General features: G+C 63.9%; 15 protein-coding genes. 7 read left to right on the top strand and 8 right to left on the bottom strand.

The genetic code is table 11. The features are described from left to right. Nucleotides 1-16 precede the first annotated feature (16 nt). The 6 genes from AB3L03_RS22035 to AB3L03_RS22010 all read right to left on the bottom strand — a co-directional run bounded on the left by AB3L03_RS22035 (nt 17) and on the right by AB3L03_RS22010 (nt 4146). Nucleotides 17-223 (bottom strand): hypothetical protein, encoded by a 207-nt coding sequence (locus tag AB3L03_RS22035; RefSeq protein ID WP_007615092.1) that lies wholly within the window; start codon nt 221-223, stop codon nt 17-19. A gap of 71 nt (nt 224-294) precedes the next feature. Then, on the bottom strand, nt 295-708 hold the full coding sequence (locus tag AB3L03_RS22030) for a Rieske (2Fe-2S) protein (protein WP_368507034.1): 414 nt from the start codon (nt 706-708) through the stop codon (nt 295-297). 14 nt (nt 709-722) lie between these two features. Beyond that, nucleotides 723-1835 (bottom strand): amidohydrolase family protein, encoded by a 1113-nt coding sequence (locus AB3L03_RS22025; protein ID WP_204512432.1) that lies wholly within the window; start codon nt 1833-1835, stop codon nt 723-725. A 13-nt stretch (nt 1836-1848) separates the two neighbouring features. Continuing rightward, complete coding sequence (locus AB3L03_RS22020) at nt 1849-2913, bottom strand: amidohydrolase family protein (protein ID WP_204512433.1); 1065 nt, start codon at nt 2911-2913, stop codon at nt 1849-1851. Nucleotides 2914-3138: 225 nt separating this feature from the next. Further along, nucleotides 3139-3414 carry a YiaA/YiaB family inner membrane protein gene (locus tag AB3L03_RS22015; RefSeq protein WP_085361234.1) on the bottom strand — a complete coding sequence of 92 codons (276 nt, stop codon included), beginning with the start codon at nt 3412-3414 and terminating at the stop codon, nt 3139-3141. A 36-nt stretch (nt 3415-3450) separates the two neighbouring features. Then, the gene (locus AB3L03_RS22010; RefSeq protein ID WP_204512434.1) at nt 3451-4146 is read right to left on the bottom strand and encodes a PspA/IM30 family protein; all 696 of its coding nucleotides are present in this window, start codon (nt 4144-4146) and stop codon (nt 3451-3453) included. A 168-nt stretch (nt 4147-4314) separates the two neighbouring features. On the opposite strand from AB3L03_RS22010, the gene AB3L03_RS22005 reads away from it, so the two are divergent. From AB3L03_RS22005 to AB3L03_RS21995, 3 genes are all read left to right on the top strand, one after another. Then, nucleotides 4315-4860, top strand: a complete 546-nt coding sequence (locus AB3L03_RS22005) for a TetR/AcrR family transcriptional regulator (RefSeq protein ID WP_039798642.1) — start codon at nt 4315-4317, stop codon at nt 4858-4860. A 112-nt stretch (nt 4861-4972) separates the two neighbouring features. Beyond that, nucleotides 4973-6427, top strand: a complete 1455-nt coding sequence (gene hydA, locus AB3L03_RS22000) for a dihydropyrimidinase (protein ID WP_368507033.1) — start codon at nt 4973-4975, stop codon at nt 6425-6427. Nucleotides 6428-6522: 95 nt separating this feature from the next. Continuing rightward, a complete protein-coding gene (locus AB3L03_RS21995) occupies nt 6523-8142 on the top strand; it encodes an ABC transporter substrate-binding protein (protein WP_368507032.1) in 1620 nt (539 codons plus the stop codon). Here AB3L03_RS21995 and AB3L03_RS21990 read toward each other — a convergent pair. Then, nucleotides 8139-9482 carry a glycoside hydrolase family 3 N-terminal domain-containing protein gene (locus tag AB3L03_RS21990; RefSeq protein WP_368507031.1) on the bottom strand — a complete coding sequence of 448 codons (1344 nt, stop codon included), beginning with the start codon at nt 9480-9482 and terminating at the stop codon, nt 8139-8141. The genes AB3L03_RS21995 and AB3L03_RS21990 overlap by 4 nt on opposite strands. 187 nt (nt 9483-9669) lie before the next feature. Here AB3L03_RS21990 and AB3L03_RS21985 point away from each other — a divergent pair, with 187 nt between their 5' ends. From AB3L03_RS21985 to AB3L03_RS21970, 4 genes are read left to right on the top strand one after another with little or no spacing between them, the layout of a single operon-like run. After that, nucleotides 9670-10134, top strand: a complete 465-nt coding sequence (locus tag AB3L03_RS21985; RefSeq protein ID WP_368507030.1) for a hypothetical protein — start codon at nt 9670-9672, stop codon at nt 10132-10134. After that, nucleotides 10098-11159, top strand: coding sequence for a DUF4153 domain-containing protein (locus AB3L03_RS21980; RefSeq protein ID WP_368507029.1), 1062 nt, complete (start codon nt 10098-10100; stop codon nt 11157-11159). Before AB3L03_RS21985 ends, AB3L03_RS21980 begins: the two co-directional genes overlap by 37 nt. Before the next feature lie 18 nt (nt 11160-11177). Then, the gene (locus AB3L03_RS21975) at nt 11178-11882 is read left to right on the top strand and encodes a response regulator (protein ID WP_368507028.1); all 705 of its coding nucleotides are present in this window, start codon (nt 11178-11180) and stop codon (nt 11880-11882) included. Further along, nucleotides 11879-13465: an ATP-binding protein gene (locus AB3L03_RS21970; protein WP_368507027.1), complete on the top strand. Its 1587-nt coding sequence runs from the start codon at nt 11879-11881 to the stop codon at nt 13463-13465. Before AB3L03_RS21975 ends, AB3L03_RS21970 begins: the two co-directional genes overlap by 4 nt. Here the strand turns inward: AB3L03_RS21970 and AB3L03_RS21965 are convergent. Continuing rightward, the gene (locus AB3L03_RS21965; RefSeq protein WP_007597071.1) at nt 13462-13602 is read right to left on the bottom strand and encodes a hypothetical protein; all 141 of its coding nucleotides are present in this window, start codon (nt 13600-13602) and stop codon (nt 13462-13464) included. The genes AB3L03_RS21970 and AB3L03_RS21965 overlap by 4 nt on opposite strands. Nucleotides 13603-13610 lie beyond the last annotated feature (8 nt).

The raw sequence follows: 13610 nt of genomic DNA, 5'->3' as shown, positions 1-13610 counted from the left end.
GAGAGGGCGAAGAAACCTACAGCGTCTCTTGCTGATGCCCGCAATTCTTGCAGGCGAACTTGATGCGGGTCTGGCCCTTTGGCGCCTGCACACGGTTCGGGGCGCCGCATTTACCACAGACGGCCTCGATGCGAGTATCGCCCTGCTTGACGACGACGGTTTTCTTTTCCATCGATTCGCGGATCAGGCGCTCGGCCTCCTCACGCAGGGATTGTTTCGACAAAGCTCGTCTCCGCCATAAATGCGGGCGAGGCTTATCCCACCTGCGGCGAAATCACAATCCGAAACGGCTGCTCAGACCTCGACAATCACGTAGCTGTCCTCGACATGCACCGGAAAGGTCTCGGCAACATACAGGCCTTTCTGGAGTTCCTCGCCTCGCTCCACCGCGACCGGATATGACCTAATCTTGACGCGCTTCGGGTCGAACCAGGACTGGCCGTTGCGCATGTCGAACTCCCAGCCATGCCAGGGACAGCGCAGCATCTCGCCGACGCGCGAGCGCTGATAGATGCCGGGCTCGGGCGAGGTCAGTCGCGCGACACAGGCCGCTTTCTCCAGCGGCGCGCCTTCGTGCGGGCAGCGGTTCAGCAAAGCGAAGAACTCGCCATTGACGTGGAACACGACAATGTCGCGGCCGGCGACATCGACGACCTTGTTGCCACCGGGTGGTATCTCCGAGGTGGACGCGACGATGTGACGGGCCATCCGTGCAGACCTTCTCAGAACTTGTAGACCGCGCGGGCATTGGTGCTGAAGATCTTCCTTCGCTCGGCGTCCGTCAGTGGCGTCTTGAACGCAAAGCGCGGATCGTCGAAATCCCAGTGCGGATAGTCCGACGAGAACAGGAGACGGTCGATGCCGACCCATTCGATCAACGAGCGCAGGTGCCGGGCTTCGTCAGGTTCGTCGATCGGTTGCGTCGTGAACCAGAAATGCTCGCGCACGTATTCCGACGGCTTGCGCTTGAGATGCGGCACCTCGCTGCGGAAGCGCTCGAAATGCTGGTCCATCCGCCACACCGCGGACGGGATCCAGCCGAAGCCGCCCTCGATGAAGACAAACTTCAATTTCGGAAAGCGCTCCGGCACGCCCTCGATCACGAGACTGGCAAGCTGCGCCGCAATGGTGTGCGCGTTGGACTGGTGCTCCTCGACATAATAAGACGGCCAGCCGCCACCGGTCGGCGCGTGCCCGCCATAGCCGCCGACATGGATGCCGAGCGGCAGGTCCAGTTCTTGGGCACGCTCGTAGATCGGCCAGTAGCGGCGGCGGCCCAGCGGCTCGTTGGCGCGCGGCGAGACGTTGATCTGGACGTATTCGCCGATTTTCGCGCAGCGTTCGATCTCGGCAATGGCGAGATCGACGCCGTCCTGGCCGACCAGGATCGAAGCCTTCAGACGCGGGTCGCGATGCGACCATAACGCCAGTTGCCAGTCGTTGATGGCGCGCTGGATCGCGGCGCCGAATTCGAGGTTCTGCTGCGAGAAGATGAAGAGATCGAGCACCTGCAAAATCCCGAACTCGACGTCGAGCGGATCGAGATGCTGCTTCTGCATGAAGGCGAGATCCGACCCGGGAGGTCCGCCGGTTGGCGGCCAGGCATCGCGGCGCGCGATCAGTGGCGAGGAGCGCGGATAGGGCGTGGTGAACAGATAGGGCGTGCGCAAATGGCTGCCATATTCCTTCAGATGCTGCTGCCAGCGCTTTGGCAGAAACTCGTTGAGATCGTCGAACGAATGCAGGCTCGGATGAACGTCGCAATCGACGATGCGCAGCCGCGAAGCGGCAGGCTTTTCGTCTTCTCGTAGTGGGCGGTCGATGACCTCACTCATGCGAAACTCCGGTCTAGTTGGCGAGCGACAGCCGCGGAAACGTCTCCAGCGGGTTGTCGACGCACATCTTCGAGATGATGCTGTTCGGCAGGTCCGGCGGGATCGGATCGTCGCCGTCGAACTGCCAGTGCGGATAGTCGGACGCGAACAGGAACATCTTTTCGGATCCGATCTGGTCGATGATCTCCTCGACGCTTCTGGCGTCGCCCGGCGCATCAAACGGCTGCATGGTGACGCGGAAATTGTCGCGAATGATCGCAGCCGGCTCGCGCTCGACCCAGGGCACCTCGACGCGCACCCCGCGCCAGGTCTTGTTGGCGCGCCACATGAAAGCCGGGAGCCAGCTCACGCCGGATTCCATCAGCACGACCTTGAGGTCCGGAAACTTGCCGAACACGCCCTCATAGATCAGGCTCAGGATCTGCGCCTGAAATGCCTGCGCCTCGACGAAGTAATATTCGTAGCGGTGCGACGGCCATCCGGCCGAGCTCGGCGCCTGCCGATATTGCGTGCCGGCGTGGATCGCGAGCGGCAGCTTGTATTTCTCGGCGAGCCGATAGACCGGCCAGAAATGCCGCCGTCCCAAGAGCGTCTCGCCCTGCGCCAGCACGAGGATCGAGACGAAGCGGTGATCGCCGGCGCGGCGCTCGATCTCCTCGATCGCTAGCTCCGGGTCCTGCATCGGCACCACGATCGAGGCACGCAAGCGCGGATCGCGCGACAGCCACTCAGTGGCGATCCAGTCGTTGATCGCCTTGCAGAAGTCGGCCGCCATGTAGGGGTCGAACACAGCCTGCGCGCCATAGAGCACGTTGAGGATCGCGTGACTGGCACCCAACTGCTCAAATGCGCCCTTCTGCACCATCGCAAGATCGGAACCGGGCTTTGTGCCGTTCGCCGGACGCCAGTCGGCGCGGCCGCTTAGCGGCATGCCGGGCGGATAGGAGGTGAGATCGAGCCCGTCGATGGCGCGGCTCACGACCTGCTCTTTCCAGTGATCGCTGAGATAGGGCAGTAGCGTCGTGCGCGTGCCACCAACCGCCGGGTGGATGTCGCAGTCGATCCGCGTCGCTGCCATGAGGTTCCTCGCCGAGATCTTGTAAGCACATCTTTTTGGCGGCATTCTTTGTGTGCCGCTCGTGCAGAGTGCTCCGGCCGCTGCCGGTGCGCAAGAGCGCACGCCCGCGCGATCCGTCATGGCTCGGTTGCATTTCGCTGGCGCGATAAGGTTTGACGGAATGCATCCGGCGCGAAGCAGCGGAACAAATTGCTCCGCTGCTTTCCTTGCGTATTGTCATGCCTCTCAGGCCGCCTTGGAGACTTCCATCAGCAGACGTTCCGCCCTGGCATCCTCGATGCGGTTCACCATCCGGCTACTTTCATGGTTGTCCCGGACCGTCTTGGTCAGGGTGATGCAAGTCTGGATCAACATGACGATGCCCATGGTGAGATAACCCTTCATCCAGAGGTCGATCGGCAGGAAGAAGATGCCGATGGCGATGAGGAAGGCGGAGGCTGCGAAGGACACGTAAGTGAAAGTCACCCAGGCGCCGCTGTGGGGCTGGCCATTCTGGTTCATGATGGTCTCCTGTTGGTTCGAATGATGGGGTTGGGATCAGCCAGTCAGCATGCTCTTGGACTTCAACCGCGCCAGCACGTCGTCCGCGGTCGTCTTGAGCCTGGGGCCAAAACCCTGCTCGGCGAGTTTTTCGGCGGTGGCGAGCGGACCGGTGGCCGCATCGAGCTCGACCAGCGCGTCGTCGGCGGCCTGGGCTTCCATCTGCCGCTCACGAAGACGCCTCAAAGTGCTCTCCGCCTCCGGCAGCGTGGATTCGTTGGGGCGTGCCGCCTCGATGCCGCTGCGGCGAAGCGAGCGCACCGCTTCCGAGGCACGGGCGACGCGGCGGCCGCGGTCGAGCTCGGTGATGCGGGCCTGCGCGCTTGCGACGTGCCGCTTCAGCCGCGCGATTTCGGTTGCGAACAGTGCGCGGGCCGTCAGCGCCGCATCGCGATCGGCCTCCAGGCCCGCGATGGCTTCGGCAGCATCGTTGGCGAGATCCTCGCGGTCCCCGTCGAGCGCCGCGACCGCGCGCATCTCGAGATCAGCGATGCGGGCGACGGTCGCCTCGAGCTTGCGAGCTTCCTGCTGGTCCTGCGCAATCGCCAGCGCAAGGGTCCGTTTGCTGCGCTCGACGGCCGCGGCCGCGTCGCGCATCTGTTGATCGAGGATCAGAAGGGCCGTCCGGTCTTCCAGCTCCTCGCTGGCGGCGGCCACGCTGCCGCGGAAAAGTGTCACTACGGTCTTGAACATCTGAAGCTCCCTGTTATGAGCGTTGCTCACGGATGGTTTGTAGCAAGAAACTTGAACATCGTTCAAAGAAATATTTGAGCGACGCTCAAGAATTTGGTTTCCAGATGACTAAGCCATTGGAACGCCGAGAGAAACTTCGATCCGACTTTGAGCCTAGCGGCGGAACGAATGATCGCCGACAGGGGATTGGCGGGTTTAAAGACCCGCGATCTCGCCCGCGAGATCGGCTGCGCCAACGGCGCGGTCTACAATCTCGTCGCCGATGTCGATGAACTGATCCTGCGCGTGGGCTCGCGCACCTTGCTTCGGCTCGACCGGGCCCTGAGCGCGGCGGAAAGCGCGCGCGAGCCGTCGCCGCAGGAGACCCTGGTCCGCATTGCTCTCGCCTATTGCGATTTCGCCGCGGAGAATCTCGAACTGTGGCGCGCTCTGTTCGAGCACCGCATGGCAGCCGACAAGCCCCTCCCCGACTGGTCCATCGACGACCAGCTGCAGCTGTTTCGCCACGTCTACCAGCCGCTGGCCGCGCTATTTCCAAAACGCAGTCGGGAGGAGCTCGGCATCACCGCGCGCAGCCTGTTCTCGGCGGTGCATGGCATGGTGGCGCTGGGACTGGAGCAGAAACTGGTCGCGGTGCCGCTGCCGGCGCTCCGGAAGGAAATCGCGGGCCTGGTGCGCGCGATGATTGACGGGCTGATCGCGCGGGCGGCGTAGAGGCCGAGAGAGCACGGCTCAACTGTCGGCGTGCCTGACTAAAATTTCACCTGTCGCGTCGTGTGCCGCGCGCTTAGCTTCGCGAGGTCCACTTCCCTCTCCGGAGCATCCAATGCCCCTCCTCATCCGCGGCGGCACCGTCGTCAATCATGATCATTCGCGCCGCGCGGACGTGCTGATCGACGGCGCGACCGTCGTCGCGATCGGGCGGTCGCTCGATGCGCCGACGGGGTGCGAGATCATCGATGCGGGCGGCGCTTACGTCATCCCGGGCGGCATCGATCCGCACACCCATCTCGAAATGCCGTTCATGGGCACGGTCACCGCCGATGATTTCGAATCGGGGACCAAGGCGGCGCTGGCCGGCGGCACCACCATGGTGGTGGATTTCTGTCTGCCCGATCCAGGCCAGTCGATGCTCGCGGCCTATCAGGAGTGGCGGCACAAATCCGAGAAGGCGGCCTCCGACTACGGCTTCCACATGGCGGTAACCTCGTGGTCGAAGCAGATCCATGACGAGATGGAGACCGTGGTCAAAACCTACGGCATCAACACCTTCAAGCACTTCATGGCCTACAAGGGCGCGCTCATGGTGAACGACGACGAGCTCTACAACTCGTTCGCCCGCTGCGCCCATCTCGGCGCCATGCCTGTCGTGCATGCGGAGAACGGCGACGTCGTCGCCCTGATGCAGGAGGCGCTGATCGCGGGCGGCGTCATCGGCCCCGAGGGACACGCTTATTCACGGCCGCCGGAGGTCGAGGGCGAAGCCACCAACCGCGCCATCATGATCGCCGACATGACGGGGACGCCGGTCTATATCGTGCACACGAGCTGCCGCGAAGCGCATGAGGCGATCGCGCGCGCACGTGCGGCGGGCAAGCGCGTCTATGGCGAGCCGTTGATCCAGCACTTGTTGCTCGACGCCGGTGAATATCAAAACAAGGACTGGGATCATGCCGCGCAGCGCGTGATGTCGCCGCCGTTCCGCGACAGGTCGCATCAGGATAGTCTTTGGGCTGGCCTGCAAGCCGGCTCGCTGCAGGTGGTCGCGACCGACCACTGCGCCTTCACCACCGAGCAGAAGCGGTTCGGGCTCGGCGATTTCAGAAAGATCCCGAACGGCACCGGCGGCCTCGAAGATCGCCTCGCCCTGCTGTGGACCGCGGGCGTCGCCACGGGACGGTTGACGAAGGAAGAATTCGTCGCAGTCACCTCGGCGAATATCGCCCGCATCCTCAACATCTATCCGCGCAAGGGCGCGGTCGCCGTCGGCTCGGATGCAGATATCGTGGTTTGGGATCCCAAGGCGAGCAAGACCATCAGCGCGAAGCGGCAGATGAGCCGGATCGACTACAACGTGTTCGAGGGGTTTTCCTGCACCGGCGGACCGGCGGCGACGCTGTCGCGCGGCCGAATCGTCTGGAAAGACGGCGATCTGCGCGCCGAGGCCGGCGACGGCCGTTATGTCGAGCGCCCGGCGTTCTCGCCCGTGCATGTCGCCAATTCGACGTGGAAGGAGCTGACCGCCCCACGCGCCGTGCCCCGCGGAGCGGTGACGCCGTAGAATTGATGGCCGCGCAGCATGCGACGCCGTGAAGCGCGGCCGATGGCATGCGCCTTGCCTCTTTATGGTGCGAATCTCTCAAGAGTGAGGCACCCATGAGCGCATCATCATTCGACCTAAACCGCCGCAGCGTGCTCGGCGGCCTCGGCCTTGCCGGAATGACCGCCCTCGCTCCGCGCTTTGCCTCGGCGCAAGGGCGCGCAGAGACGCTGCTGGTGGTGCAGGAGCTCGGGCCAAACTCGCTCGACATGCAGGGCGTCGGCTCCAACCAGACCGTGAACGGGCTGTCCTGGAATTGCTACGATCGCCTGCTGAGCTATGCCTCCAAGACGCTCTCCGACGGTACGCTGTCTTATGACCGCGAGAAGCTCGCACCTGAACTCGCCGAGAGCTGGGAGGTTGCGGCCGACGGCATGTCCTGCATTTTCAAGCTGCGGAAGGACGCGAAATTCCACGACGATACGCCGGTCACGGCGAAAGACGTCAAATGGTCGTTCGATCGCGCGGTGAAGGTCGGCGGTTTTCCGACCTTCCAGATGTCGGCGGGATCGCTGGAACAGTCCGAGCAGTTCATCGTGGTCGACGACCACACTTTCCGCATCGACTATGTGCGCAAGGACAAGATGCTGCTGTTCAACGTCGCGGTGGTCGTGCCTTTCATCATCAACTCGGAGCTCGCAAAAAAGAACGCGACGGCGGAAGACCCGTGGGCGCTGGCGTGGCTCAGGAACAACGAGGCCGGCGGCGGCGCTTACACGATCGAAAGCTGGAAGCCGGGCAGCGAGACCGTGCTGGCGCGCTTCGACGATTGGAAGAGCGGACCTCTCCCGAAGCTCAAGCGGGTGATCGCGCGCGACGTCCCTTCCGCCGGCACTCGCCGCGCCATGCTGGAACGGGGCGATGCGGATATCTCCAGCGGCTTCGCGCCGCGTGACTTCGAGCAGATCATTCGGGAGGGCAAGGTCAAGGTCTCCGGCGTGCCGATCCCGAACGCGCTCTGGTCGGTGGCGCTCAACACGGCAAAGCCGCCGTTCGACAATGTGAAGCTGCGCCAAGCCGTCGCCTGGGCGATGCCCTATGAGCAGATCCAGAACAGCGCGTTCTTCGGACGCGCCGTTCCCATGTATGGCGGAGCAGCAGACGTCTCAAAGCCGGTCTGGCCGCAGGCGTTTCCCTACGTCACCGATCTCGACAAGGCCAAGGCCCTGATGAAGGAGGCAGGCTTCGAGTCGGGACTGGAGACGACGCTGTCACTCGACACCGGCACCGCCACGGTCGGCGAGCCGACCGCGATCCTGATCCAGGAGAGCCTCGCTAAAATCGGCATCAAGGCCGCGATCGAAAAGATTCCCGGCGCGAACTGGCGCACCACGCTGAACAAGAAGGAGCTGCCGCTCGCGCTGAATCGCTTCAGCGGCTGGCTCGATTATCCCGAGTATTACTTCTACTGGAACTTCCACGGCAACAACTCGATCTTCAACATCTCCTCGTACCAGAACAAGGAAATGGACGCGCTGATCGACAAGGCGCGGTACACCACGGATGCTGCCGAGTACGACAAGGCCGTGAAGGATTTCATCGCGCTCTGCATGCGCGATGTTCCCATCGTCCCGCTCAATCAGCCGATCCACGATGTCGCGATGCAGAGGGCCATCACCGGCTACGAATTCTGGTTTCATCGCGAGCCTGACTACCGGCAGTTCGCGAAGGGCTAGTTTTGGCGGGCGACGCTGACAGTGCTTGAGACGGCTCGTGCCTGCTCGGAGGGGAAACCCCGCGCGAGCCGCGCCTCGCTCGCGCGCAGCATCGCTGTATCGAGCTTGCCGTGTCGCGATCCATCCAGGGCGCAAGCGAAAATCCGGTAGAACTGCGCGCCGTCATAGGCGACCAGCAGCAGATCGACGCCCGCGTTGATCGCCTCGACCACGGCCCGGCAGACGTCGTGCTGGTAGATCGCGCCCATCACGAGATCGTCGGTCATGACGACGCCCTGATAGCCCCATTTGTCGCGAATGATCCCCTCGACGACGCGCTTCGAATGCGAGGCGGCTCGGTCGGGATCGACGGCCGTGAGCGTGACATGGCCGACCATGAGCGCGCTGCGCGAATGCGACAGCACCTCGCGGAACGGGAGCCAGTCGGCTGCCTCCAACTCCTTCACCGGCGTGTCGAGGTTGGCGCTGAAATGATGCGTGTCGGTGCGCACGCGCCCGATGCCGGGAAAATGCTTGAGCGTGGCGCCGACGCCGGATTCTTCCAGCCCGCGCACATAGGCGCTCGCGACCGCGCCGACGACGGCGGGATCGGTCGCAATCGCGCGCTGACCGATCAGGGTGTGGAAGTCGAGGCGATTGCGCCGGCCCGGCGGCTTGAGATCGAGCACCGGCGCGAGATTGAGGTTGACACCGAGCCCGGCGAGTTCACGTCCGTGGATGCGGCCGAACTCTGCCGCTTTGGCCTGCTGGTCATCGGGAGCAAGCCCGGCAAGCGTCGCCAGCGCCGGCAGCTTTGTCAGCGGCGGCGCAAGATGCCCGACGATGCCGCCCTCCTGGTCCGCGGCGACCACCAGCGGAGGCAGGCCGGCGGCGCGCCGCTTGTCCTGGAGCGTCGCGATCTCGGTGCGCAACGTCTCGACGGACCGGCCACGGATATTGTGCCGGGTGACGTAGACACCGCCGATCACGCCTTGCTCGGCGAGGCGCGCGACCTCCGGGAAGGAGGAATAACCGACCATGAAGTGAGGTCCGAGCTGACGCGCCTCGGCCGCACCGGCTGCAAGAACATCGTGCTTCCGCAGTTCGAATTTCAGGTGCGCCGCCGATATCAGCACCGATGGAACGCACCAGAGCATGACGAGCAGCTTGCCGGCGATCGTGCGCCACCGCCCCCTGCGCAGCAGCACGATGACGATCACGATGCTTGTGACGACAAGTGCGATGTTTCCAGCGCCGCGCAGCTCGAGCAGATAGGGATCGTTCTTGTTAGCGGCCGCAAATGCGACGAGAGGGGCGGCCAGCCAGAGGAGGATGAGACCGGTGCGGTTGAAGAGCTGCATGATGCGTCACGCCCAAGGTGATGTATGCATCGCACCTATCAAAGCGATTTGCGCCGCGTAAGGACCAAAAGCGGGCCTGCACATAATCTGCAAAAGACTCCTGAAGCCGTGCAGACGACGATCCCGCCTTCTGCACAAACGACGTTCAGACTTCGTGATGCCACCCAACACGAAAGGTCTTCTTGACATGACGAGCCTGGCTTCGACAATTGCAGCGGAAATCCAGCCGATCAGGCATTCCTCGATCCCGGCCAAGGTCGGCCTCGCGCTCGTTCTCGCTGCGCTCGCCGACTGGCTGTTCTATGGTCCGCGGATCGGGCTGTCGCTGACGCTGTTTGTGATCGCGATGGCTTGCGTGTCGATGCTGTTCAATCATGCGGCCCTGGATCTGCGGCGCGCCATGATCGGCGCGGCCATTCTCGTCGCCGGCCTCGCACCGGCGGTCGAGGAGCTCAACATGCTGTCCTTCCTGATCCTCACCATGGCGCTGGCCATTGCGCTTCTGATCGCGACCAATCCGAAAACGACCGGGCTCACTGAACGTGCGCGCGCGTGCGCAATTTCTTCCTGCTCGGGCCCTTCAGGTTCTTTCTCGACGCGCTGCAGATCTTCAACATGTCGGGGTTCACCCGGGGCATCGTACTCTGGCTGATGCCTGCTGTGATGAGCACCGTCTTCGTCGCGCTATTCGCGGCGGCCAATCCGGTAATCGAGCAGTGGGTGTGTCTGCTCAATCCAAAGCTCATCTTCGAATATATCAGCGTCGCGCGCGTGCTGTTCTGGACCATGATGCTGGCGCTGGTCTGGCCGTTCATCCATGTGCGCTGGCGGCGCAGGACGATTGCCACCACGATGGTCGTCGATGGCCCCGTGCCGCCGCCGCTGCCGTCCCAAGTCTCGGCTGAGTTCCTGGGCCCCTCCACCATCCTGCGCTCGCTGATCCTGTTCAATCTGCTGTTCGCGGCACAGTCCATTCTCGACGGCATCTACCTCTGGGGCCATGTCGCGCTGCCGGCCAATTTGACATATGCGGCCTATGCCCATCGCGGCGCCTACTCCCTGATCGCCACCGCCCTCCTCGCCGCCGCCTTCGTGCTAGTGGCGATGCGTCCGGGTGGACCGGTCGAAAAATCAAAAGTGATCCGGCCGCTGGTCTATCTCTGGGTCGGGCAGAATGTGCTTCTGGTCGCGTCCTCCATCCTCCGCCTCGACCTCTATGTCGAGATCTACATGCTGACCTATTGGCGCATCGCCGCCTTCATCTGGATGGGACTGGTGACGCTCGGGCTGATCCTGATCGTGGCCCGTATCGTGCTCGACAAGTCTAACCAATGGCTCGTCGGCGCCAATCTGATCGCGTTAACGATCGCGCTGTATGGCTGCTCGCTGATGAACTTCGATGCGTTCATCGCCGACTATAATCTGAGCCACAGCAACGAAATGTCGGGTAAGGGCTTGAGCATCGACGCCAACTATCTCCTCACACTCGGGCCGCAGGCGCTGCCTGCGATCGACAAGGTCATCGCTCATCGCCCGGGCGACAACTGCCTTGTGTCGCGGCGCGATCGGCTTGTAGAAGTCCAGCGTCAGGATCTGGCCTGGCGGAGCTGGGGCTTTCGGACCTGGCGGCTCCAGCGCAGGCTGGACGCGCTGGAGAAAGTTCGGCCGGCGGGCTGACGGGGAGCGGAGAGGTTCTTGGCGCATCGCATTCTCATCGTCGACGACGAAGGCCATATCCGCGAGGTCATCCGCGTCGCCTTGAACAAAGCCGGCATGGACGTAATCGAGGCGCGCGACGGCAAGGAGGCGCTGAGCCGCTTTGCCGCCGACAAGCCCGATCTCATCGTGCTCGACATCGGCATGCCCGAATTCGACGGCCTCGACGTCTGCCGCGAGGTGCGCAAAGGCTCCGACGTGCCGATCCTGTTCCTGTCGGCGCGCGACGAGGAGATCGACCGTATCCTTGGCCTCGAGATCGGCGGCGACGACTACGTGACGAAGCCGTTCAGCCCGCGCGAGCTGGTGGCGCGGGTCAACGTCATCCTGCGCCGTCTCGGCCCGCGCAATGGCGAGGCCAAGGCGGGGCCATCGGCACTCGCGCAAGGCGGCCTGTTGATCGATCCCAAGCAGCATGTCGCGTCCTTCGCCGGCACGCCGCTGAAGCTGACCGCGACCGAGTTCGGCATCTTGCGCGCGTTCCTGACCCGGCCGACCTCGGTCTTCAATCGCGAGCAGCTGATGCGGGCCGCCTACCAGCTCAACATCCAGGTCTCCGACCGCACCATCGACAGCCACATTCGCAACATCCGCGCCAAGCTCGCGGCGCTGGCCTGCGACAACGTCATCGAGACCATCCACGGTGTCGGCTTCAAGCTCGGCCGCTGCGAGAAGGACGCATGAGCGCGGCGCCAGACAAATGGCGGCCGTCGCTCACCCTGGTGATCTTCACGGTGCTGGCGACCGTCGGCGTGCTGCCGCTGGTCGGCCTGTTCTTCTTCCGCCTCTACGACAACCAGCTGATCCGCCAGACCCAGGCCGAGCTGATCGCGCAGAGCCGCGTGCTCGCGACCATCTACGCGCAGGAGGTCACGGCGCGCCTCGACAGCGGCCTGACGCTCGGCGGCGAGGTGCCGCCGAATGTGCTGCCTGATCCAGGCGACCAGGTCACCCCGATCCGTCCCGCGCTTGACCTCACCGCCAACGACCTGCTGCGGCGGCGGCCCGACGCGCAAGCCGCTCCACAGCCGCCGCAGCCCGTCTATGTCGAGATCGGCGCAAAGCTGACGCCGATCATCCGCGAGACCCAGAAGGTGACGCTGGCAGGCTTTCGCATCCTCGATCCCCAAGGCGTGGTGATCGCCGGGCGGCAGGAGGTCGGGCAGTCGCTCGCCCATATCGAGGAGGTCGCGGACGCGCTGCATGGGCAATACCGCGCCACCTTGCGCAACCGCGTGCCCGACAAGCCGCCGCCGTCGATCTATTCCTTCAGCCGCGGCCTCGGCGTCCACGTGTTTTCGGCAATGCCTGTCATCGTCAACAACCACGTCGCGGGGGTGATCTACACGACGCGGACGCCGAGCAACATCTTCGACCATCTCTATCAAGAGCGGGCCAAGTTCGTGCTGGCGGGGCTCGCCGTGGTTCTCGGCACGATCGCCATTGGCCTCGTATTCTCGCGCACCATCACGCTGCCGATGCGCGAACTGATCGATCGCGCCACCAGAATAGGCCGCGGCGACCGTGAGGCGTTCAGGCCGCTCCGGCACTACGGTACGCGCGAGTTCGCGCGGCTCTCGCACAGCTTCCTCGGTATGGCCGAACAGCTGGCGCGGCGCTCGGACTATATCGCGACGTTCTCGGCCCATCTCACCCACGAATTGAAATCGCCGCTGACCTCGATCAAGGGCGCCGCCGAGCTGTTGCAGGATTCGGTTCAGGGCAAAGCGGGCAGCCTGACGCCGGCCGAGCAGGAGACGTTCATCGCCAACATCCTGTCCGACACAAAGCGGCTGGAAGCGATGGCGCAGCGGCTGCGTGAACTCGCGCGTGCCGAAAGCCTGCCGCAAAACGAGCGCACGGAATTGGCGCCGGTGATTGCCGACCTCAGGAGCCGATTTCCGGCGAGCTCGATAGAGGCCAGCGGCAGCCTCGACCTGATGATCGGCATGTCGGCCGAGAAGGCGCTCATCGTGCTGTCGCATCTCGCCGATAATGCGATGCGACACAAGGCTGGGACAATCAGGCTGAAAGCGATCGACGAGCGTACGACCCTGCGTGTGACGGTAAGCAATGACGGCGAGCCGATCTCGACGCCGAACCGCGACAGGATCTTCGACGCGTTCTTCACCACGCGCCGCGACCAGGGCGGCACCGGGATGGGGCTGGCGATCGCGCGCGCGGTGATGGCGAGCCATGGCAGCTCGATCAGGCTCACGCCGACCGATCAGGGCGCGGCGTTCGAGCTGCAGTTTCCAATGGGCTAGATCGCGAACACCCAGGCGGCGACGATGGTGCCGATCGTGACCAGACCGGCGATGGTCCAGCCGGCTGCGTATTCCAGCTCAGGATGACCGGTCGCCCGCATGATCTCTGCCGGATCGGCGGTATGCTTCTCTGCCATGACAGCCT

The organism is Bradyrhizobium lupini (genome assembly GCF_040939785.1).
Lineage (GTDB): Bacteria > Pseudomonadota > Alphaproteobacteria > Rhizobiales > Xanthobacteraceae > Bradyrhizobium > Bradyrhizobium canariense_D.
Note: the sequence above shows the minus strand (reverse complement) of the source record. Positions and strands in the feature narration are given on the sequence as shown.

Excerpts from the sequence above, each read along its gene's own strand:
- AB3L03_RS22030 (WP_368507034.1), bottom strand. The coding sequence starts at position 708 with ATGGCCCGTCACATCGTCGCGTCCACCTCGGAGATACCACCCGGTGGC.
- AB3L03_RS22025 (WP_204512432.1), bottom strand. The coding sequence starts at position 1,835 with ATGAGTGAGGTCATCGACCGCCCACTACGAGAAGACGAAAAGCCTGCC.
- AB3L03_RS22020 (WP_204512433.1), bottom strand. The coding sequence starts at position 2,913 with ATGGCAGCGACGCGGATCGACTGCGACATCCACCCGGCGGTTGGTGGC.
- AB3L03_RS22015 (WP_085361234.1), bottom strand. The coding sequence starts at position 3,414 with ATGAACCAGAATGGCCAGCCCCACAGCGGCGCCTGGGTGACTTTCACT.
- AB3L03_RS22010 (WP_204512434.1), bottom strand. The coding sequence starts at position 4,146 with ATGTTCAAGACCGTAGTGACACTTTTCCGCGGCAGCGTGGCCGCCGCC.
- AB3L03_RS22005 (WP_039798642.1), top strand. The coding sequence starts at position 4,315 with ATGATCGCCGACAGGGGATTGGCGGGTTTAAAGACCCGCGATCTCGCC.
- hydA (WP_368507033.1), top strand. The coding sequence starts at position 4,973 with ATGCCCCTCCTCATCCGCGGCGGCACCGTCGTCAATCATGATCATTCG.
- AB3L03_RS21995 (WP_368507032.1), top strand. The coding sequence starts at position 6,523 with ATGAGCGCATCATCATTCGACCTAAACCGCCGCAGCGTGCTCGGCGGC.
- AB3L03_RS21990 (WP_368507031.1), bottom strand. The coding sequence starts at position 9,482 with ATGCAGCTCTTCAACCGCACCGGTCTCATCCTCCTCTGGCTGGCCGCC.
- AB3L03_RS21985 (WP_368507030.1), top strand. The coding sequence starts at position 9,670 with ATGACGAGCCTGGCTTCGACAATTGCAGCGGAAATCCAGCCGATCAGG.
- AB3L03_RS21980 (WP_368507029.1), top strand. The coding sequence starts at position 10,098 with ATGTCGGGGTTCACCCGGGGCATCGTACTCTGGCTGATGCCTGCTGTG.
- AB3L03_RS21970 (WP_368507027.1), top strand. The coding sequence starts at position 11,879 with ATGAGCGCGGCGCCAGACAAATGGCGGCCGTCGCTCACCCTGGTGATC.
- AB3L03_RS21965 (WP_007597071.1), bottom strand. The coding sequence starts at position 13,602 with ATGGCAGAGAAGCATACCGCCGATCCGGCAGAGATCATGCGGGCGACC.